Raw genomic sequence first — 21,365 nt, 5'->3', positions numbered from 1 at the left:
AAAAGGTGCTCCATTATATAAAAGCTAAATTCAATACATCGGCATGAAGCGGCAAGCAAAAGGCTATGTCCGTTTTTGTCGATAAAAAAACGGCACCGATTTTGAGACGATGTGGTCTATAAACGCACACATGATTACGGCTGCAACCTGAAAATCGCTCTTAAGCGATTCGGCGCGAAGGGAACGTCCTCTCAGTGGACAAAAACGCGCAGACTACGGAAAGTAGTATAATAAAAGGAATGTTCAGGTAAAGAACGGAAAATTCGTGCGTGGCGCAATTATAGCAGCATAATTTTAAAAAAGATATAGCGCTGCAATTTAAATATACAATTGTTTAACAAAGATGAGTTTTGCTGTTGCTCAAAGAGCAAATAGGTCCAACAAATCTCCAAAGAAAAGAGTTGCAACATGGATGTTTGCAACTCTTAAATCAATCTAAATATGATTAAAACATTTTAGTCGTCATTATAAATAACGTGCCCATTTGATGGTGGCTGTTGTAGACGCTGTATTATCTGATGTATTTTCCGATTCACCTGAATCCGGAGTGCCTGGTGTAAAATCGGTGTGATCACTTACTGACGTTAAATCAATATTGGTTGATCCTCCCACTTTTGATCCTCCAGAACTATTTCCCAAGGCTACAGCTGCAATTCCTCCAACAATGGTGGTACTTCCACTTGTATTAAATAAATTACCTGCAATGATATTACCGTAAACTTTGGCAGAGGCACCTAAAGTAATATTACCTCCAATATAATTAGCGGAACATGTATCAACTGAAGTTGAATCTGCACAAGAACCTGCTAATAGTGCAATATTTCCGATACTCGCAGGAATAAGAGCTGTTTTTGAACTACACAAATTGGTAGGCATACCGTAACTCGTATTACAAACTGCTGTTGCACCAGCATAATTTGGAGCATAAATAACAATGCTTCCACCATAAGTAATATTACCTGTAGCTAATATTGTATTCACATAATGCGTACCCAATGTCATTGAAACATTGCCTTTAAATAAAATAACTCCTGGTGCAATAGCAGGATTGGCGTATTGCGTATCACTCAATGACCATGTACCCGAACTATACGTAATTGGATTATAACTCCAATATGGGCTAGCAACTCGTCCCACGGGATTACTACAGCTAGTACCACTAGCACATAAATAAACTTTTGAACTACCGTTGTAACTATCTGACGAATTGGTTGCCAAATAGTATGTGCCTTTAGTAATACCACTTACATTTTGTACAGTTACTTTAATATTATTACTGCTATCAACACTAAATATATAGTTAGCAGAATCTTCATAAGTAAGAGCATTTACAATAGGTTTACTACTTATACTTACGGTAACCAATGCACCTGTAGCTGATACACTACTACTGGCCGTTAAAGCAGATGGACAACTACTAAATCCTGTTGCTTTCAATGATGTATAGTTTGTCCACCATTGTGATGGGCATGTGATTGTACCCTTAGCAATTCCAGTAGTAAGGGTTGGCCAACTCGATATAATAATATTACTTAATGTATCTGCACTAGATGTTTTTCCATTAGATAATGTGATAATACCATCAGCATAAAGACTACCATTAGTCCCTCCACTTGTATCAGTAATATATTTTTTAGCTGATCCAACCTCTGTAATTGCAGCACCACCTTGCAATAATATATATCCATTGGTATAGACATAAGGAATTTGTGTTGCACTAGTCAATGTTACATTACCTGTTACATTTAAAGTCTTAATTCCCGTTAAGCTAACTCCTCCAGTCGTAAAATTTCCATCCACATTGATCACAGCGGTACTTGCACCATTTTGTGTAATGGTAATTCCACCACTAGCATCAAAATCTGAATAAATATTTGCAACACTTGTTCCACTATTGGTTCCATTATCTGTGGTATCTGTTCCAGAAGAACTACTCCCAAAAGTTACTAAATAAATAACCTGTACTTTAGATGCAGCTTTAGACGCATTACTTTTATTGGTTAATGTTGCGGTCACTTGATAAGCAGTCTCTGTCCCGGTTGGAGCTGTAACAGCATCAATATAAGCAGATATTTCCCCAGATGTGGATAAAGAACCTGTTGTTGCATTGGGTATGGTCAAGGTCAATGTTTTTGTTGCTAATGATGTTAACTTATCTTTATCCAGTGTTTCCAGATATTGTCGAGTAGCCTCTATACCTGTCCAAGCACCAGACTGCACATTGGTTAATGCATGATCAGCAACAAGGCTATTTTGTGAACTACGCACATAATATGCTGTACCTAACATCGATGCTGCAAGTGCCAAACCAACCAATAATACAACCAGTATCGTCGCAAAACCCTGTTGTCCGTGGAGATTTTTTGTATTTGAATGAATCATTTTTACTCTCCTAAGACGATGCCACGATATTTAACAGACATACACTAATATTTACTGTTTGTTTGGTACTAGTTGTTGCAGAAATAGTAACATTAGGATGCAAAACAGAAGTGTCCACGCTACCAGCTCCATAAGGCGTACAGGAAGCATTACTTTTTGCAAATGTAACTTGTACGGGATTAGTAGAATCAGAAGAAAAATCGCTTAATGTCGCCAAGATGCTTTCCTGTGTCCAGGATGCTGCTGATAAATTACTGGTTGACGTACAGTTACTGCCACTCAATAACACTAATTGTCTTTCTCCCGATCCTGCAATGTCAGCAATACCATGACAGGTAATCGAAGTACCATCACTAGATCCTGCATTTTTCCAAACTAATGCCGTTGTTGAGACATCAACATTACTGGAATTTTTGAAAGAAATTGTACCAATATTTACATGAGATCCTGATGGATCCAGCCCAAATCCGGCATTTTGTAGCAACATTTGTACAGTGGTTAATGCACTTTGTAGCTGGGTATCATGTGTTGCAGCTTTGCGAGAATCTACACCCGTATGCACAACTGTACGATATAAAGATAAAACCGCCAAAATACATAACATTGCTATCAACAAGCCAATTAATAAACTGGTTAGCGTCACACCTTTTTGTTTATTCATTTATAGTGTTTCCCCTACTACCAGCTCTCCACCTAATAGATCGCTTTGCACAGAAAATTTTATTGGTTGCTGAATTGAGATTGTTGCATTGGCATTATTGTTGGTAGGGCTTGTTACCGTAACACTCACAGAAGGACAAGTGACGGTAATCGTCAAAACCGTAGTTTGATCTGGTAATGTAATTGTTGGCTGTTCCGTACCAGCACACCATTTCGTCTTTTGTGCAGGTGTGGCTGTTTGCAATTTTGCACGTAACTGGTTAACAACGATATATTGTAAATTAGATTGTTTCTGATTCGTCAATATCCGCCCCATACCATAGGAAATTCCTAAAATCAGAATACTAGACAATAAAACTGCAATCATTGCTTCAAGCAAACCTACACCCTGTTGGTATTGATTAGTCAAATGTTTTATTTTCATTTAACCCACCATTTATAACAGTTAGATGAAGACTTGTTGAACAACTTGCTGTTCCTACAATTAATTGCGCCCGATTATCAAAAGCAAAACATGAAAATGCTGTTTCACCATCTGATTGTTTTATATCCACACTATCTGCTAATGGATAGCTATAATTCGCTGTATTACTACAATTTGCAGCAGTGCCGGTACTTGCTTCATGTATTGTTATTCGATGATTTGTACTGTCAAAACAAAGTTGACTTGTCACAATTCCACCATCCTTTGCAAACTCATTACGCAAAGCAACAGCTCTTGCCGAACTAATCGCACTCTGTAAAGACCAGATTGCTTTATCCAGTTCTGCCTGTTTCGCCCATTGCGCAGTTAAAGCGATTCCAGCCACAACAAGTATTCCCATTATCGCAATGGTAATCATCAGTTCAATCAGGCTAAAACCCCGTTGCTGATACATCGACCTTACCATGTCGTACCTATATTGCAAGAAGTTGTCGCTGTTCGACTATTTGCCTGATTCAGCGTTAAATTACAACCTGAAAGATTACCGCTACCTGTTGCGGTTAACGTGTAGGTTGTGGCATTGGCATTACTACTTGAGAATTCAAAAATATTTTCGCTCGGGTGCCATTGATTAAAAGCTGTTATCAACGCAGATGTACTTGTATACGCACTGGTCGGATAAGATAAATTACGTTGATAATAATTCTCATAGACCAAACTTAATGCCACCAAATCCGACTGTGCAGCTTTAATATGGGCTTTTTTCACATAGTTATTATAGGAAGGCACGGCAATCGCTGCCAAAATCGCGATAATGACGATCGCAATCATTAATTCAATTAGAGTAAAACCATTTCTTCTCATATCGTTACCTATTTTTTAGTAGAATAATCAGAATTAAATATAGTCCATCCCCACATGTTCAAATATTTTCTTGTTTTTTAAAAAATATTTACACTATACTTAATTATAAAATAATTCCACCTCACCCCAAGATTGTTTATTTTACTTCCTTATATTTTAGCAAAATAAATCTGTGATGTGTTTCTTTATTCATTAAATATTTATGGAATTTTGCACCAATTTCAGTGATATGAGCAGCAAGTTAATTTCCTAAAAAACTTAACATTATAAATCTTTTGCAAAAATATTATTCGGATTGCATAATCGACAATCTTCCAAAGATAAACATCCACAACCAATACACCAATCAAGTTGTTACTGCATACATTGAAATAACTGCCTTTTTTCTTGTAATTGTCGCTGCTATGCACGAGATAATTTTTGCCAGTCTGTGCGAGTAGGTACCTTGCCTTCTGGCAAGATGGCCAACGCCTGTTGAATTTCCTGTAAGGACAAACCAACTTTTTGTGCAACCTTAATTAAAGCGAGTCGTTTTAACATGTGCCGAACATAACGTCTTTGCTTACCATTCGTACGAATACTATAGATCAAGCCTTTTTCTTCATAAAATTGAATCGTTGGAATACTCAAACCACTACGTTTGGTAATTGCACCAATACTTAATAAATCCTGTGCTGTTTTCTTCAAAAAAATCTTGACCTCAAGTTAGCTTGAGTTTTAATACTCGCAATAAATTTCAAAACATGCCATGTTTATGCCGAATTTACAGGAATGTCCTTTAATGACCTATAATTCCGAAAAACTGTACAATCCAGTACAATATGCCAATTCGCATATCACACATATTTCGCTACAAGATGTTGAAGAATATCATTCACATTGTAGGGCAAGGTGGTGAATATTGTTCTGGTATGATGCCGGCAGATTCTGATACCCAATGTCATCTTGTTTTTCAAAATATTCAAACCATACTCAATGCGATGCAAATCGATTGGGTAGATATCGCAACCATGGTTATTCTGGTCGTTGAACATAATCGACATAAGCACAAGCAGATGATTAAATTTATGCGGTATATCGTTTTAAAACATCATCATTAGGGAAAAATAATAGATGAAACCATCAGAACAATCACAAACAGGCTTAAAGTCATCAACATTATGGTTAATGGCGATCGCTTGTGGTTTGTGTGCCGGTGCAAATTATTTTAATCAGCCATTACTGCATGCTTTTCAACAACATTTTTCTGTTAGTGCAGCACAGGCACAACTTACTGTAACTTTTGCTCAGGTTTCCTATGCATTAGGATTATTGTTATTGGTTCCTTTAGGCGATTTGCTCAAAAAACATCAATTCATTCCGGCATTGATGATTTTTGCTGCCATTGGTTTACTCATTTGTGGTTTTGCACCAAATATTTACATGCTTTGGCTTGGCACCGCCATTACGGGATTGTCGACTATTGCAGCGCAGGTTTTGGTACCTCTTTCTACATTATTGGTTGAGCCCAAAAAGATTGGATCTGTGATTGGCTTTCTAATGATGGGATTATTTTTAGGTATTTTATTATCCACAACTTTGGCCGGTTTTTTATCACATTTTTTTGCATGGAATACGGTTTATATCGTTAGTGCTATTGTTTTATTGATCATTACTTTTTTATTAAAATCACGTTTACCAATCACATCGAATTCACAAATTCATTATTTAATGTTATTTCAATCTATGGCGGAATTAATTCGAACTGAAAAACGTTTAATGTTGCGGGCTGGTGTGGGTGCCTGTGCATTTGGCTCAATGAGTGTATTATTTTCCACTATGGCATTATTTTTATCGGGTCCACCTCATGCACTTTCAGAAATATATATTGGCATGGTTGGTTTGATGGGTGTAATTGGCGCATTATTTTCTCAATATGCCGGTAAGCTGGCTGATCGTGGTTTAGGAAAATGGTTAACAATTTCCGGTTTTATTTGTTTAGTGATCAGCTGGATTGCAATTTATACTGCACAATGGTCGTTACTTGCGCTACTTATTGGTTATGCGTTAATCAACTTAGGAGTATGTACGCTGCATATCACCAACATGAATATTATTTATCAACTGCGTCAAGATGCTCGCTCCCGTATTAATTCCATTTATATGACGATTTATTTTATTGGCGCTGCATCCGGGTCTGCCTTGGGAATTGTTGCATGGAACAATGGTGGCTGGATATTAACCTGTATTGTTGGTGCGATACTGGCATTATGCAGTACATTATTTGCAATCACTGATTTAATCAAATACCCGAAATAAAAAATTTCTTTGGTCTTAAACCAGTTGAAATGCTGAAAATGCTTGTTGATACGCTGTTAAATCCACAATATTTTCGACATCCTGATTAGTAATCACCCTATTAATATCTGCGGTCGTGGCATATTGTCTGCGGCTGCAAACGCCAATTTTACTATAGTCTGCCAGAATCATCACTTGATCAGATTGCTGTGCCATTGCGGCTGCAATGTTAGCTTCTTCGAGATAAAAGCTACTTGCTCCATAATTTACATCTAATCCAACGGGAGAGAGTAAAGCCACATCTGCCCGATATCGAGAAATCTCCCTTAACAATAATTCTCCCTGCGTTTGTGGACGCTGCAAGACTTGTCCACCTAATAGAATAATTTCATGTTGTGAGTGTTCACGCTCAAGTGCTGTGGTGAGATTTAAGACGGCTTGTAAACTATTGGTCAGAATGGTTAATCCTGAAAGCGTTCGTAATTCTTCTGCCAAAATTGAGGTAGTACTTCCTGCATCCAGAAATATGGTTTGTCCTGCATTTAAATATTGAATGGCTGCACGGGCAATTTGGCGTTTCTCTTTTGCCATATAAGTATTACGGATATGCAAAGGCGCTTCAACCGCCACACTATCAACCGCAACAATTCCGCCATGTACACGTTTTGCTACACCCAAGGCTTCCAACTCGATAATATCTCGACGAGCTGTTTCACGGGAAATATTCAATTCATTGATAATCCGATCAGTACTCAACCGTTGAAGTTTTTTTAATAGTGCCTGAATTCGATGTAAACGTTCTTGTTGTAGCATGTCCACACTCAAAAAATAAAAAAACATCATACTTAGTGTTGACATAAAAAGGAATTAAAATGTGTATAAAAATGTATTTGTGTATTTTATTGCTTTTTCAAAAAAACAAGGCTATATTTTAGAAATCAACAAATATCCTGATCTAAAAAACGAAAAAATCGAGGAGTGCAACATGGCAACACGCTCAACCATTATGGATACCAATAGTTTCCGTGCTGAACATGCTGATGCACTGGATGCTGAAACACGTAAGCTTACCGACAAACGCAGCAAAATTCTGGGCGAGTCATATCGTCTTTTTTATCGTAATCCGGTGCATTTAGTAAAAGGTCAAGGACAATACTTATGGGATGCTACAGGTCACAAATATCTGGATGTTTATAATAATGTGGCCAGTATCGGGCATTGTCATCCAGCAGTGATTGAAGCTGTCAATCAACAAATGCAATTACTCAATACCCATACCCGTTATTTGCATGAAAATATTCTGGATTACACAGAACAACTATTAAAAACCGTACCCAATGAAGTGAATCGTGCCATGTATATGTGTACTGGTTCTGAAGCGAATGATTTAGCCATTCGTGTCGCACGGGAATACACAGGTGGTACAGGCATTATCGTATCGCAGGAATCCTATCATGGTACCAGTGATTTAACTTCTGGCTGCTCGCCTGCTCTGGGTTCTGAACAGCCACTTGCTGCAACAACCCGTTTAGTTCCTGCTCCTGATGCTTATCGTATTGATACGCCAGATCTAGGGGATTGGTTTGCTAACGAAATTCAAAAACAAATTGATGATATGCAAGCTCATGGCATCAAATTCGCAGGTTTTCTGGCCGATTCCATTTTTTCATCTGATGGTGTTATGCCGAATCCCGTTGGTTTTCTGAAAAAAGCTGTTGATGTGGTGCATGCCAATGGCGGTGTATTTATTGCTGATGAAGTACAACCCGGTTTTGCCCGTACCGGCGATGCATTCTGGGGTTTTGCTCGTCATGGTATTGTTCCAGATATGATCACCACGGGTAAACCTATGGGTAATGGTATTCCGGTATCCGGATTGTTGGCTCGTGGTGAAGTACTTTCCGCGTTTAGCGATAAAATTCCTTATTTTAATACTTTTGGCGGTAATCCAGTTTCCATGGCGGCGGCACAAGCTGTATTAAATGTCATTAAAGAGGAAGAGTTACAGGCACATAGTCAACGGGTGGGTGGTTTATTACTTAATGAACTTCGCAAATTAATGGATAAACATGAATCTGTCGGTGATGTGCGTGGTGCTGGTTTGTTTATTGGTTTTGAACTGGTCACAGACCGTGACAGTAAGGCGCCTAATAAACAACTGGCTCTGGATTTAATTGAAGAGTTACGCAATAACCATCGGGTACTGACTTCTGTTGCAGGGCCTTATGGTAATGTCTTGAAGCTTCGTCCACCACTGGCATTTCAGGAACAGGACATCGACTGGCTAGTTGGTGCGCTGGATCAAGCCTTAAACAAACTCAAAGCTTAATAATTTAATATAAGATTTCTGGCAACCAGCATACTGATTGCCAGATTTTTTAATGTTTAGGCATCGATTAAATCTAAATCTTGCTGATTATAGCGTTGCCCATACACATGCTTTTCCTGAAAAATCTCATCCAGTTGAGCAATATCTGTTGTCGATAGACTAACATCAACCGCAGCAATATTATCCATCAAATGTTCGGCTTTACGGATTCCCGGAATTGGCACCAAATGTGAATGCTTATTCAACATCCATGCTAAAGCCAGTTGCGCCAATGAACATTGATTATTGGCAGCAATGTCCTGACATTGTGCTAATAATTGCTGGTTATGTTGTACTGCCTGCTGCTGGAATCGTGGTAAAGATGTACGAAAATCTGTATCAGATAATTGTGTGGTATCCAGATGCCCTGTCAAAAAACCACGTCCAAGTGGGCTATAAGGAACGAAACCAATGTTTAATTCCTTACACACTGGTAAAATCTGTTGTTCTGGCTGACGTGTCCATAATGAATATTCACTCTGTACAGCAGTAATCGGATGAATTGCATGTGCTTTACGCAAAGTCTGTGCAGAAATTTCACACAAACCCAAATGCAATACTTTTCCTTCCTTGATCAAATCTGCCATTGTCCCCACAACGTCTTCGATTGGTACATTTGGATCTACACGATGCTGGTACAGTAAATCAATTTTTTCCACACCCAAACGCCGTAATGACGCCTCAACAACTTCACGAATATGTGTCGGACGACTATCCACACCACAAATTTGTTCGACACCCTGTTTCGTTTGATCAATCTTGAAACCAAATTTAGTGGCGATACGGATATTTTCATTACGTCCCTGAATGGCTCGGGCAATTAATTTTTCATTTTCAAAAGGGCCATATACCTCGGCACTGTCAAAAAAATTAATGCCATGATCCAGTGCTTGATGAATAATACGTATGGCATGTTGTTGATCAAGCCCACCATAAGCAAAACTCATCCCCATACAACCAAAACCCATTGCTGAAACCTCAAGATTTTGTCCCAGAATACGTGTTTTCATGATTTCACTCCACTGTTTGATGAAGCTAATGTATTGGTTCCAAGCGCATGCTACAATTGATATAAACTAAATATTGAATTGCAAAAAGATAAACAATGAAGAAACTTCCTGACATGCAGCATATCCAAGTATTTATTCATGTTGCAAAATATAAAAGCTTTATTCAAACAGCAAAACTTCTCAATCTTTCTGCTTCGTCCATCACCAATACCATCAATACTCTGGAAAATAATTTAAGTACCCGATTATTTAATCGTTCCACCAGAAGTGTTGCGCTTACGCAGGAAGGCCATATTCTATTTGCCGCAATGGCACCTATTTACGATGATTATTTTCAGGCACTTGATCAACTTAATTTTCAACAGCAACATCCCCAAGGTAGAATTAAAATTAGCTTGCCTTTAGTTGCTCAAGAATTATTTTTTGAAAAAATTTTTGTGCCGTTCCAACACGCCCACCCTAATATTGAACTAGAGCTTAATGCCTCAGATGCTTTGGTCAATATTATTGAAGAGGGTTTTGATTTTGGTATACGTTATAATGAACAAATTCCACAAGATATGATTGCGATTCCTTTTGGCAATGCTACGCGCTTAATTGCAGTGGCTTCACCAGAATTTTTACAACAACATGGCTTACCGCAACATATTGATGATCTAGACAATTTTGACTGTATCAATCGACAGTTTCCAAGTGGACTAAAATATGCATGGGAATTTATGCAACAACAACAAAAAATCAATAAAAAAGTTAGTGGAAAATTAACGCTGAACAGTGATCGTATGATTATCAAAGCCGCACTAAATCACTTGGGCATTGCTTATGTTTATGAAGATTTAATTCGACAAGAGCTTGAGCAACAGATACTCATTCCACTATTGGATGCTTATCAGTATCCTAAAAGTTATTTTTATTTGTATTATTCTAATAAACATTATATGTCAGCAACATCACAAGTGTTTATTCAATGGATCAAAAATCATTTTTATCCTGACGAATGGCCCAAGATTAATGCCGAAACTGGCGGGGATTGATACCAAACCAGCGTTTAAATGCACGAGAAAAAGCACTGGCTTCTGAATAACCTAATAAAAAAGCCATTTCAGAAATTGGAATATGTTTTTGTGCCATATAATATTCTGCCAACTCTTTGCGAACACCATCAACCAAACTGCTAAACGTGATGCCTTCTGCTTTTAAGCGTCTGGTTAGAATACAACTGGTCATCCCCATTTCTTCTGCAATTTTTTCCATATTGGGTTCGCCCAAATTTAAGGCAATCTGAATTGCTGAACGGACCTGATCAGATAAACCTTGAACATTGGCTGCAACATTGAGTAATTTTAAAGTGTCCTGCATCATCATCAGTAGAATTGGATCAGCCGTTGGCATTCGTACCAAGGTATCTTTTTTGGCAATAATGATTGAATTAAAGGGTTGATCAAAATACACAGGCGCATTAAATAATTTACTATGTTCTTGCCAGAATTCAGGACGGGAATGTTCAAAGTGAATTTCCCTTGGTGAATAATGCGTCCCCAATACGCAGCGAATCACATTCATAAACATCCCAAGGGTTAACTCAGCATCCTGACGTCGAGTTAAAATTGCACCATGTTGTACCTGATAATCCAGTCGCCAACTATCTTGCTGTTCGACCAATCGAGTGAGTGTATCCTTTTGATGTAAATAAAAATAATTAGCCATATTCTTTAACGCACTATGCAACGTGTCAGAACATAAGCCAATATAACCAATCAAACCTAATGATTTAGGTAAAAATTGCTGTCCATAATGCAAACCAAAATTATCAATTCCAGAAATTTCAGCAGCATTTTCAAGAACTTTACAATATTTTGTCAGAGGTAAACTGAGTGTTGGACTCAATAAAAGTTCAGAGTCAATATGAGACATTCCAAAAACACGATCAACATCTGCACCTTTTGCAGTAATAAAATCACTTAATCCGGTTGCAGCAGCCGAAAGTACCCCCTGATTACACATACCAGATGCGAATAATGCGGAAGTGGATAATTGAATCATACGAACTCTCCATGAATCACATATTCAATAAAGCAAAATACGTACCAGTACATTGTGATTAAGCATCATGATCGTTTTTTTGCAATAAAAAGGTGACTTATCCGTGTCACCCATATTTTGATCATTGTGTTTAGTCTGAACTGAAAATCAAATCAGACCAACAGGAATTTGTTGTGTATTGAGATATTTTTTGCAAAGACGAACCGTTTGATTGGCCCAGTCATTTCCCAGACTGAGTGCCATTTCTGTTTGTGCATGTGAACCGATCCATGCCAGCATTTGAATGCGGCGCTGCATCACAAATGTAGGAATCAGCGCATATTCTTCATTGCTGATGTGCGCCTCACGTTCATAACCTTCTATCCAGTTTTCTATCCATTCTGGTGCAGCCGCATAATGTTCATTAAAACTAATTGCCGCAGCCAAATCGTGCATATACCAACTCATACCGCAATCATCAAAATCAATCACGCCAATACGATCATTTTGCAACAAAAGGTTGGTCAAGCGTAGATCTGCATGAATCAAACCATAACGATCTGAACTTTTGCCAAAATCTTTTAATTCATGATCAATACGTTGAATGGTTTCTTCAATGACAATATGATCATTGCGATTCAAATGTGTTGCATGACGCCAGTCACCCCAGTGACCTTGCGGACTGACCATAGTTTCATGATTCCAGATAATGCGCTGAAAATTATCTGGATACTGCCATGCCTTACTATGATTATGTAATTTGGCATTAATTTGCCCTAATTGTCTAAATGCCTGTGGATCAACCTCTGTTGTTGGCATTTCTCCTTCAATCCATTCAAACAATACCGCATAACGAATCACATCATTTGACAGTGAAATGGTTTGTACGCGTTCGCCTTGTTCAGATAAGATCGCCTGCGGTACGGCAACACCATAATCATTCAGGGCATCCAACCATTTTAATTCACTTTCAATTTCATGTTTTTGATGATAATTCGGACGATGAATCCGTAGAGCATAGCGCTCTGTTGCTGTAGTAATCAAAAAAGTTGCATTTTCTGACTGACATAATAACTGTACTTGTCCCTGATATTTTGCAGGATATAAGCGCATGGCTTGCTCGGCCAGACAAAGCAATTCGGCACGACTCAGGTTTTCATTTTGTTCTACAATCGCCATAAATTTACTCCCGATCTTCCTAAATTGATGTTTCAAATTTTTAACCTGAACCGATCTTATAAAAGAAAAATCTGGATAACTTGACTTTAAAACATGGCAATCGACATTTATGGTCAAGTTTGTAAAAGGCAAATTCAAGCAAGATTGATGACATCGGTGGATAAAAGGTGAGTAAAAAACATGAAAACAACGGATATTCATGCAAATCATATCGAAACCAATGACGAATATTTTGCCAAACGACAATTGAAAAAAGGTGCAGTTGGCTGGTTGTTATTGGTTGGTCTTGGCGTATCTTATGTTATTTCTGGCGATTTTGCCGGATGGAATTTTGGTCTGGCACAAGGCGGATGGGGTGGATTATTTATTTCCACCGTAGTTGTTGCCCTGATGTATTTATGCATGAGTTTTGCCATGTCAGAAATGTCAACAATGCTCCCCACTGCAGGCGGTGGTTATAGCTTTGCCCGTGTCGCATTTGGCCCCTTTGGAGGTTATCTTACCGGTACGGCGATCCTGATTGAATATGCCATTGCACCTGCGGCAATTGCCGTATTTATTGGCGCATACTGTGAGTCATTATTTGGTATTGGCGGTTGGGTTGTTTATTTACTCTGTTATCTGGCATTTATGGGTTTACATCTTAAAGGTGCTGGAGAAGCCCTAAAAATCATGTTTGTGATTACGTCTATTGCCTGTGTGGCATTATTGGTTTTTATTGTTGCAATGTTCCCACATTTCAATAGTAATAATCTATTCAATATTGCTGTAACACAAAATGCAGGAGCCAGTAGCTTTTTGCCTTTAGGTTATATTGGAATCTGGGCAGCAGTACCGTATGCCATCTGGTTTTTTCTTGCGGTAGAAGGTGTACCGCTGGCTGCGGAAGAAGCCAAAGATCCCGCACACTCTTTGCCGCGTGGCTTAATTGGTTCGATGCTGATTCTAGCAGCATTTGCGATGCTGATTTTATTTTTAAGTGCTGGAGCAGCAGGATCAGAACAGCTTAAACAATCCGGTGCGCCACTGGTTGATGCACTCATTGCCGTTTATGGACAAAATACATGGCTGGCAACTTTTGTCAATTTTGTAGGTTTGGCAGGCTTAATCGCCAGTTTCTTTTCGATTATTTATGCGTATTCCCGTCAAATCTTTGCCTTATCTCGTGCAGGCTATTTACCCAAAAAACTGTCGCTTACCAATCGTAATAAAGCCCCATATCTTGCCATTATCATTCCCGGCATTATTGGTTTTTTACTTTCACTGACAGGTGAAGGTGATTTACTGATTCTGATGGCAGTTTTTGGTGCAACTATTTCTTATGTGTTAATGATGCTGGCACATATCAAACTTCGTCTTTCTCGTCCAAATATGGTTCGTCCATATAAAACTCCTGGAGGAATTGTAACCTCTTCTATTGCCTTAGTTCTTGCTGCCATTGCCGTAGTGGCAGGATTAATGGTTGATCCAAAAGTTTGGTTTATGTCAGCAGGTATTTATTTAGCATTTATTGTTTACTATCTGGTCTACAGCCGTCATCAACTGGTAAGTGGTACACCAGAAGAAGAATTTGCCAGAGTCCGAGAAGAATAAATTATTTAAAATCATTTCCTATTTTTAAGTTTGAAACATCAGTTACTGAGGTAACTGGTGTTTTATTTTAAATTATACGTTCGTATTGAAAATCAATTTTCATCGATAAAAAAGATTCAGTTTATATCTATTCATTGATATTTAATGTAGACATCAACTGAATCATCTCTTTTGTTGGTCTTAGCTGACCTAATTGCCATTGTTCAGGTGCATATTCATCAATGCGTATCCAGACATGATTTCTAAAAGAAGCTTGTCCTCTTCCTTCTATTTCTACAAATAAATCCGTTAATCGTTCAAAAAGTTCAGCCTTATTTTCTTTGCTCAATAAGCCTTCTATCGTTTGAATATGAATAAATGGCATAATAACTACCTCAACCAACCCTAGGTATTAAATACAGACTCATGTTAATTGGAGTTTATTTATATGTCAAATAAAGTTACTCTCTCTGATCAATTTCCACCTGAAGTATGCGGAATAGTCAAAATTGCCGAAATTCTCAATGACAAATGGACAATTTTATTGTTAAGAGAAGCTTTTTATGGAACCACAAAATTTAATGATTTTATTAAACACACCGGTATATCTAAGCAAATTTTATCAAATCGTTTAAAACATCTGGTTCAATCCAATATTTTTCAGTTATCCATCTACAAAGAACACGGTACCAGAGAGCGGTATGAATATTTACTAACAGCAAAAGGTAAAAGCTTGAATATTGTACTACTTGCAATGCTGGAATCAGGTGCAAATTTTTTGTTAGAAAATCAACCGGCTGTACAAATTTTTCATCAATCCCAAAATACATTGCTCACATTAAAAATTGTTGATGATAAAAATCACATTGTTCATTTAGACGATATCGAATTAAGAATAACCAAGCCAACTGATAAATTATGATGTCTTCACATAAATAAATCTTTTAATCATGAAAAGATCCATATTATTTCGATCACTGGTTCAAATCGACATATTGTTAAGCTCAATATTAGATGATATTTTCATTTCGAGTGTATTATTGCGCTCTTTTTTCTTGAAATAGCCTATACTGTAAGGTATGCAATTAAATAAATTTACTGATTACGGCTTGCGCCTATTAATGTATCTTTTACAACCCAGTGATGAGCTTGTCACCATCGCTGAGGCAGCTCGCGCGCTTAAAATTTCAGAAAACCATTTAGTAAAAGTCACGCATTTTATGGCGAAGCAAGGTTGGCTCATCAGTACTCGGGGTAAAGGTGGTGGAATTCGGCTTGCTCCAAAGGCACTGGATTTACCTATTGGTGAAATAGTACGCACACTGGAGCATGATCAAAAAGCCATTAATTGTCTGGAACCTGCATGTGTACTACGTTTCAGTTGTGGCTTAAAATCTGTATTGGACCAAGCACTCGAACAATTTTATCGCTATTTAAATCAGTATCAGTTACGTGATGCCCTACATCATCCAGTGATTTACAGCCTAACCAAAGATCAAAATACCTCAGCAATTGATATTGTACAAATCAGCTAATCATAATGTTGCAATAGATTCGCCACATGCCTGATCTTCACTTATAATAGGCAAGCTTTTTTTCATATTACCCATTGATTATGCACAAATATCAAAAGTCCAAAGATACCAAGGCCAAACTAGCCCCCAAGCAAAAAATTAGTTATAGCAAAAAAACTGATCCTGCATTGGATACCTACAGTGAACAAGCGATCAACTGGCTACGTCAGGCAGAGTTTTTGATGAGTGCGCCAAAACTTTCCCTCTGTGTAGAAGATACAGGTTATGAAGTGGCATTTGCTGGTCGATCTAATGCCGGAAAATCCAGTGCCATTAATACCTTAACCAATCAAAAACAACTGGCTCGTGCATCCAAACGCCCTGGGCGTACCCAAATGATTAACTTTTTTAGTCTGGGTAATCCTGAGCAACGTCTGGTGGATTTACCGGGATATGGTTATGCGGCTGTACCCGAAGATATGAAAAAAGTATGGCAAAAAGAACTAGAAAATTACCTTATTCATCGTCAAAGTTTACAAGGGCTGGTGTTATTAATGGATATTCGTCATCCACTCCAGCATTTTGACCGCATGATGCTGGAATGGGCCTACTCCCGCCATCTATTTGTGCATATCTTATTAACCAAAGCAGATAAATTGAATCGTGGGCCAGCCAATAAAACCTTACTTGAAGTAAAAAAACAATTACAGGACATGAAACTGAATTTTTCTATTCAATTATTTTCATCCCTAGATAAACAGGGTTTATCTGAATTGGCAAGTGTCATGGCCAGTCGTCTGGGATTTACTATTGATGTTAATGATAGCAATTTACCAGTCAATACGGATATTTCTTCTTCAGAATAGAAAAAGCGGCTGTTTCAAAATTTCTCCTTATTAACTAAAAAGATAATCATCTGAAATAGCCGCTTTTCTTTTACTTCGTCAAATCAAGAGTCTGATTAACTTACTTTTTTAACTACCGCTTCAGTTTTTTGCTCAGCCTGTTTGGTTGCCTGAGTTTTTTTCGCCTCTACTTTCTTTGCTTCAGTGCTTTTCACTTCTGTTTTTTTAGCCTGCACCTTTTTTGCAGTCACTGCAACACATTTACCGCCTTTATGGTTTGGGCCTGTCCCACCTTGTAACGTTGTCCCTTTAGGACACGCCATTGCAGTTGCACTTAATGCGGCAAAAGTTAAACCCACAACATAAGTCATCATTTTTTTCATGTGATTACTCCTCTGAAACATAACAATTTAATTTGAATATTATTTCCCATAACCATGTATTTTTAGAGGAGAAAATGTAATCTTTTCTCCCTTAAAATAATATCAGGATGAAACTTGCTCAACAGATTTTTCTTCTTTGGTATAATTTTCAACCACTGCACTAATCATCATATCTCCCTGAACATTAACCACTGTACGTACAGTATCCAGCAACCGATCTATTGGTAATAAAATTGCAATCGCTTCCGCAGGTAAACCAACAGATTGGAGCACCATAATCATGGTCACCATACCTGCACTTGGGATACCTGGTGCGCCCAATGAAGCCAGCATGGCCGTTAAGCAGACTATAAATTGCTGACTCAACGTTAAATCTAATCCCATGAGATTAGCAATAAATAGAGCTGCCGCAGCTTCATATAAAGCGGTACCATCCATATTCAATTGTGCGCCTAAAGGCACAACAAAGCCCACAATTTGAGGACGAACCCCCATATTCTGCGCACATTGCATGGATAAAGGCATAGTTGCAGAACTCGAACTGGTTGCAAAAGCAGTAATTAATGCTGGACGTGCTGTTTTAAAAAAACGAATTGGGGATATCTTGCCAAATATCCACAGCAATAATGGCAAAATCACCACACCATGAAAAATGGTAGTTCCAGTAACCACAGCTGCGAATTTAGCCAAACTACCTAAAATGGCAAAATCTTCGGTTGCCAGTAATTTTGCCAATAATGCAAAAATACCAATAGGTGCCAGATACATAATGCCATGTACCAATGTCATCATCATTTCAAAAAATTGCTGAAAAAAACTTTCAACGGTTTTAAAACGTCCACGCCCTGCCACAATGACTGCACCTAACATGAGCGCAAAAATCACGACCGACAAAACATTGCCTTCAGTCATTGCTTTCACTGGATTAATCAATGTGTTTTGCAAGAAGTTGGTAAAGAATGCGTCTGGTGTCAGTGTATCCGGTGTTTGATGGCTGGCCATAGCATCTTTAAACAAAGCAATGTCCAGTCCTACACCTGGCTGGAAAATATGAGCACACAATAATCCCAATGCCAATGCAATACTTGTAGTGGTAAAAAAACACAAAATTGTAATTTTACAGGCTCGACCAAAGGAACCAATCGCCTGTAAATTTGCAACACCCACGACAATAGAACTAAAAATGAGTGGAATTAATAACATTTTGAGCAAACCAATAAATAAGCTGCTCATTAAATTTAAAATGTACAAACTGGTCTGAGCAAATCCCGAATCAGAAATTTGGCTAATCCACCATCCAAATAAGATACCCAGAATGGCACCAATAAGAATTTGACTGTTTAGTGATTTCAACATCTGCATTATTGTTCATGTTTTCAATTAACAGGCAATATAACACGAACCATAAAAAAGACTATTCAATAAAAATTGCTTAGCTTTTACTTAAATCTACTTCTCGTAAACGAATTAAACCTTCTTGTACAGTGCTGGCAACCAGTTGTCCATTTTGCCAGATACGACCAAAATTCAAACCACGTGATGCGGCTGTTTCAGTTGCATGCATATCATGTAAATACCATTGATCTGCTCGTATAGGTCGGTGAAAATAAATCGTATGATCCAGGCTGGCACATTGAATACTGGGAGATAACCAAGATAATCCATGTGGTTTCAGGCTTGTGGTCATTAAAGTAAAATCCGAACTAAATGCGACAATCGCTTGATGTAATGCAATTTCATCATGTTCTGTCGGAATCCGATCCCATGTCCGCATATAATGCGCATTGACTGGTTGATCAGGCTGTGGATCAAATGGATTACCCGGATTTACTGGTGTAATTTCCATAACACGCCGACGCATAAAGACGTTACGCAAATTTTCAGGAACAAATTTGAGCATGGATTGCTTGAGTTCTTCTTCATTTTTTAAGGCTTCTGGTGCTAGATAGTCAGGTGGATTGATCTGATATTCCAGCCCATCTTCAGGAGCTGCAAAAGAAATCATGGCCTGAAAAATCACGCGACCATGCTGTAATGCTTTGACATTACGACTTAAAAAACTTTTACCATCACGCAGTTTTTCTACTTGATAAACAATCGGTGCATTGACATCACCTCCAAATAAAAAATAAGCATGTAAAGAATGTGCCGGACGGTCAACAGTGTAAGATGCTGCTCGTAAAGCCTGTCCCAATACCTGCCCACCAAAAACTCGTTTACCCACAAGATTTTGACTTTGGCCACGATATAATCCTTCTTCGAGTTTTTCCAGAGCTAATAATTCAATTAAATCTTGCGTTAACATAAGTGTATGCAATTCCTGTCTATGTGCATCAAGTTCTAAAATATTTTAAACATAAAAGCCTTATTCAGAGATAAGGCTTTTGCTACAAAAGATTCAAATAGAGTTCACGTATGTTGAAAATTAAGTGTATCTCAACATCGCTTAAGCCTTAACGTCTAAATTTTTTCTCAGCTTTTTTGAATTTTTGTACGTAACGACGGCGACGTGCAGCAGTGCGTTCATCAACCTGAGATTTACGCCCTTCAAATGGATTTTCTGAAGTTTTAAAATCAATACGTACGGGTGTACCTTCAAGTTTATAGACGCGACGGAAAACATTTTCCAGATAACGGCGATAATCCGCGGGGGTTTTGTCTACCTTATTACCATGAATCACAATTGTTGGAGGATTTTGTCCCCCCATGTGTGCATAGCGCATTTTAATACGACGACCCTGTATTTGAGGTGGTTGGTGCTGTTCTGTCGCATCATTTAGGATCTGGGTTAATTTTGCTGGAGAAACTTTTAAATTTGCCGACTCGTATGCACGGTGAATAGATGGGTATAATTCGCCGACACCTGTACCATGCAAAGCAGAAATTAAATGAATTTTAGCCCACGGAATGAAGTCAAAACGGCGCTCAATGGTCATTTTCACTTGATTGCGGTCATATTCACTCATGCCATCCCATTTATTAATGGCAATCACCATGGCTCGTCCGGCTTCCAGCGCATAGCCTATCAGGTGTAAATCCTGCTCTACAATACCTTCACGAGCATCAATCACTACGACTACAACATGTGCATCTTTAATGGCTTGCAAGGTTTTAACAATAGAAAATTTTTCAACACTTTCATCAACCTTACCTTTACGACGAACTCCGGCGGTATCAATGAGCGTATATTTACGCTCATTGCGCTCAAAAGGAATGTAGATCGAATCGCGTGTGGTTCCCGGCATGTCAAATACCACAACACGATCTTCACCCAATAATCGGTTAACCAATGTAGATTTTCCGACATTTGGACGACCAATCATGGCCAGACGCAAGCCTGTGTTTTTATCATGCTCTTCTGGATTTTCATCTTCTGGAATATCTTCCAATACTTCTTCCAGCATTTGTGCCACGCCACGTCCGTGACTGGCAGCAACATGAATCGGCTCACCAAAACCCAGTTTAAAAAACTCTGTTACTGCTGCTTCGGCGTGAATACCATCAACTTTGTTGGCAACTAAGTAAACTTTTTTGCCTAAAGTACGTAATTCACGCGAAATTTGTTCATCTGATGCCAATAATCCTGCACGGGCATCAACCACAAATAAAATGATATCTGCTTCCTGAATGGCGGTTTTGGATTGTTCTGCCATATAGGCATCAATACCTTGCTCACTTTCGCCAATACCGCCCGTATCGACAACGATAAAGGATTTATTCTGATAGACCGCATCACCATATTTACGGTCACGGGTTAAACCCGCAAAATCTGCGACCAGTGCATCACGACTTTTGGTGATCTGATTGAAAAGTGTAGATTTTCCGACGTTAGGACGCCCGATTAAAGCAATAACAGGTTTCATAA

23 protein-coding genes are annotated in these 21,365 nt (G+C 38.3%); 8 read left to right on the top strand and 15 right to left on the bottom strand.

The window, feature by feature from the left end:
• Positions 1 to 465: 465 nt before the first annotated feature.
• The 6 genes from F4V57_RS08645 to F4V57_RS08620 all read right to left on the bottom strand — a co-directional run bounded on the left by F4V57_RS08645 (position 466) and on the right by F4V57_RS08620 (position 5,017).
• Entirely contained in the window at positions 466 to 2,382 is a 1,917-nt protein-coding gene (locus F4V57_RS08645; protein ID WP_070070655.1) for a hypothetical protein, read from the bottom strand.
• A 10-nt stretch (positions 2,383 to 2,392) separates the two neighbouring features.
• Positions 2,393 to 3,043, bottom strand: a complete 651-nt coding sequence (locus F4V57_RS08640) for a PilW family protein (protein WP_070070656.1) — start codon at positions 3,041 to 3,043, stop codon at positions 2,393 to 2,395.
• Positions 3,044 to 3,466 carry a type IV pilus modification PilV family protein gene (locus F4V57_RS08635; protein WP_070070657.1) on the bottom strand — a complete coding sequence of 141 codons (423 nt, stop codon included), beginning with the start codon at positions 3,464 to 3,466 and terminating at the stop codon, positions 3,044 to 3,046. It lies immediately after the preceding gene.
• Entirely contained in the window at positions 3,444 to 3,920 is a 477-nt protein-coding gene (locus F4V57_RS08630) for a pilus assembly FimT family protein (RefSeq protein WP_070070658.1), read from the bottom strand. The genes F4V57_RS08635 and F4V57_RS08630 overlap by 23 nt, the downstream gene beginning before the upstream one ends.
• Positions 3,921 to 3,925: 5 nt before the next feature.
• A complete protein-coding gene (locus F4V57_RS08625; RefSeq protein ID WP_081409263.1) occupies positions 3,926 to 4,330 on the bottom strand; it encodes a type IV pilin protein in 405 nt (134 codons plus the stop codon).
• Between the two features lie 402 nt (positions 4,331 to 4,732).
• Positions 4,733 to 5,017 carry a MerR family transcriptional regulator gene (locus F4V57_RS08620; protein WP_227515712.1) on the bottom strand — a complete coding sequence of 95 codons (285 nt, stop codon included), beginning with the start codon at positions 5,015 to 5,017 and terminating at the stop codon, positions 4,733 to 4,735.
• Positions 5,018 to 5,187: 170 nt separating this feature from the next.
• Here F4V57_RS08620 and F4V57_RS08615 point away from each other — a divergent pair, with 170 nt between their 5' ends.
• Both F4V57_RS08615 and F4V57_RS08610 read left to right on the top strand, forming a co-directional pair.
• Complete coding sequence (locus tag F4V57_RS08615; protein ID WP_070070660.1) at positions 5,188 to 5,430, top strand: Rid family hydrolase; 243 nt, start codon at positions 5,188 to 5,190, stop codon at positions 5,428 to 5,430.
• Positions 5,431 to 5,443: 13 nt separating this feature from the next.
• Positions 5,444 to 6,628, top strand: a complete 1,185-nt coding sequence (locus F4V57_RS08610; RefSeq protein ID WP_070070661.1) for an MFS transporter — start codon at positions 5,444 to 5,446, stop codon at positions 6,626 to 6,628.
• 15 nt (positions 6,629 to 6,643) lie between these two features.
• On the opposite strand, the gene F4V57_RS08605 is transcribed toward F4V57_RS08610, so the two are convergent.
• The gene (locus F4V57_RS08605) at positions 6,644 to 7,420 is read right to left on the bottom strand and encodes a DeoR/GlpR family DNA-binding transcription regulator (RefSeq protein WP_070070662.1); all 777 of its coding nucleotides are present in this window, start codon (positions 7,418 to 7,420) and stop codon (positions 6,644 to 6,646) included.
• Positions 7,421 to 7,592: 172 nt separating this feature from the next.
• On the opposite strand from F4V57_RS08605, the gene F4V57_RS08600 reads away from it, so the two are divergent.
• The gene (locus tag F4V57_RS08600; protein WP_070070738.1) at positions 7,593 to 8,936 is read left to right on the top strand and encodes an aspartate aminotransferase family protein; all 1,344 of its coding nucleotides are present in this window, start codon (positions 7,593 to 7,595) and stop codon (positions 8,934 to 8,936) included.
• A gap of 56 nt (positions 8,937 to 8,992) precedes the next feature.
• On the opposite strand, the gene F4V57_RS08595 is transcribed toward F4V57_RS08600, so the two are convergent.
• A complete protein-coding gene (locus F4V57_RS08595) occupies positions 8,993 to 9,985 on the bottom strand; it encodes an aldo/keto reductase (RefSeq protein WP_070070663.1) in 993 nt (330 codons plus the stop codon).
• 95 nt (positions 9,986 to 10,080) lie between these two features.
• Between F4V57_RS08595 and F4V57_RS08590 the strand changes: the two genes are divergently transcribed.
• Positions 10,081 to 11,019, top strand: a complete 939-nt coding sequence (locus F4V57_RS08590; RefSeq protein WP_070070664.1) for a LysR family transcriptional regulator — start codon at positions 10,081 to 10,083, stop codon at positions 11,017 to 11,019.
• On the opposite strand, the gene qhpR is transcribed toward F4V57_RS08590, so the two are convergent.
• Both qhpR and F4V57_RS08580 read right to left on the bottom strand, forming a co-directional pair.
• Complete coding sequence (gene qhpR, locus F4V57_RS08585; RefSeq protein ID WP_070070665.1) at positions 10,994 to 12,028, bottom strand: AraC-like transcriptional regulator QhpR; 1,035 nt, start codon at positions 12,026 to 12,028, stop codon at positions 10,994 to 10,996. The genes F4V57_RS08590 and qhpR overlap by 26 nt on opposite strands.
• Positions 12,029 to 12,175: 147 nt before the next feature.
• Positions 12,176 to 13,186: a phosphotransferase enzyme family protein gene (locus F4V57_RS08580; RefSeq protein WP_070070666.1), complete on the bottom strand. Its 1,011-nt coding sequence runs from the start codon at positions 13,184 to 13,186 to the stop codon at positions 12,176 to 12,178.
• A 180-nt stretch (positions 13,187 to 13,366) separates the two neighbouring features.
• On the opposite strand from F4V57_RS08580, the gene eat reads away from it, so the two are divergent.
• Positions 13,367 to 14,779, top strand: coding sequence for an ethanolamine permease (gene eat / locus F4V57_RS08575; protein WP_070070667.1), 1,413 nt, complete (start codon positions 13,367 to 13,369; stop codon positions 14,777 to 14,779).
• A 127-nt stretch (positions 14,780 to 14,906) separates the two neighbouring features.
• Here eat and F4V57_RS08570 read toward each other — a convergent pair whose 3' ends face one another.
• Entirely contained in the window at positions 14,907 to 15,143 is a 237-nt protein-coding gene (locus F4V57_RS08570; protein WP_070070668.1) for a tautomerase family protein, read from the bottom strand.
• Between the two features lie 63 nt (positions 15,144 to 15,206).
• Between F4V57_RS08570 and F4V57_RS08565 the strand changes: the two genes are divergently transcribed.
• From F4V57_RS08565 to yihA, 3 genes are all read left to right on the top strand, one after another.
• Complete coding sequence (locus F4V57_RS08565; RefSeq protein ID WP_070070669.1) at positions 15,207 to 15,680, top strand: winged helix-turn-helix transcriptional regulator; 474 nt, start codon at positions 15,207 to 15,209, stop codon at positions 15,678 to 15,680.
• Positions 15,681 to 15,837: 157 nt separating this feature from the next.
• Entirely contained in the window at positions 15,838 to 16,293 is a 456-nt protein-coding gene (locus F4V57_RS08560) for an RrF2 family transcriptional regulator (RefSeq protein WP_070070670.1), read from the top strand.
• 80 nt (positions 16,294 to 16,373) lie between these two features.
• A complete protein-coding gene (gene yihA / locus F4V57_RS08555) occupies positions 16,374 to 17,138 on the top strand; it encodes a ribosome biogenesis GTP-binding protein YihA/YsxC (protein WP_070070671.1) in 765 nt (254 codons plus the stop codon).
• Between the two features lie 95 nt (positions 17,139 to 17,233).
• Here yihA and F4V57_RS08550 read toward each other — a convergent pair whose 3' ends face one another.
• The 4 genes from F4V57_RS08550 to der form a co-directional block, all read right to left on the bottom strand.
• On the bottom strand, positions 17,234 to 17,500 hold the full coding sequence (locus F4V57_RS08550) for a hypothetical protein (protein ID WP_081409264.1): 267 nt from the start codon (positions 17,498 to 17,500) through the stop codon (positions 17,234 to 17,236).
• Between the two features lie 102 nt (positions 17,501 to 17,602).
• Positions 17,603 to 18,862, bottom strand: coding sequence for a dicarboxylate/amino acid:cation symporter (locus F4V57_RS08545; RefSeq protein ID WP_081409265.1), 1,260 nt, complete (start codon positions 18,860 to 18,862; stop codon positions 17,603 to 17,605).
• A 70-nt stretch (positions 18,863 to 18,932) separates the two neighbouring features.
• A complete protein-coding gene (locus F4V57_RS08540) occupies positions 18,933 to 19,805 on the bottom strand; it encodes an acyl-CoA thioesterase (RefSeq protein ID WP_070070673.1) in 873 nt (290 codons plus the stop codon).
• A gap of 148 nt (positions 19,806 to 19,953) precedes the next feature.
• Positions 19,954 to 21,363: a ribosome biogenesis GTPase Der gene (gene der / locus F4V57_RS08535; protein ID WP_070070674.1), complete on the bottom strand. Its 1,410-nt coding sequence runs from the start codon at positions 21,361 to 21,363 to the stop codon at positions 19,954 to 19,956.
• Positions 21,364 to 21,365 lie beyond the last annotated feature (2 nt).

The sequence above is a fragment of the Acinetobacter qingfengensis genome (genome assembly GCF_008693185.1).
GTDB classification, from domain to species: Bacteria; Pseudomonadota; Gammaproteobacteria; order Pseudomonadales; family Moraxellaceae; genus Acinetobacter; species Acinetobacter qingfengensis.
Note: the sequence above shows the minus strand (reverse complement) of the source record. Positions and strands in the feature narration are given on the sequence as shown.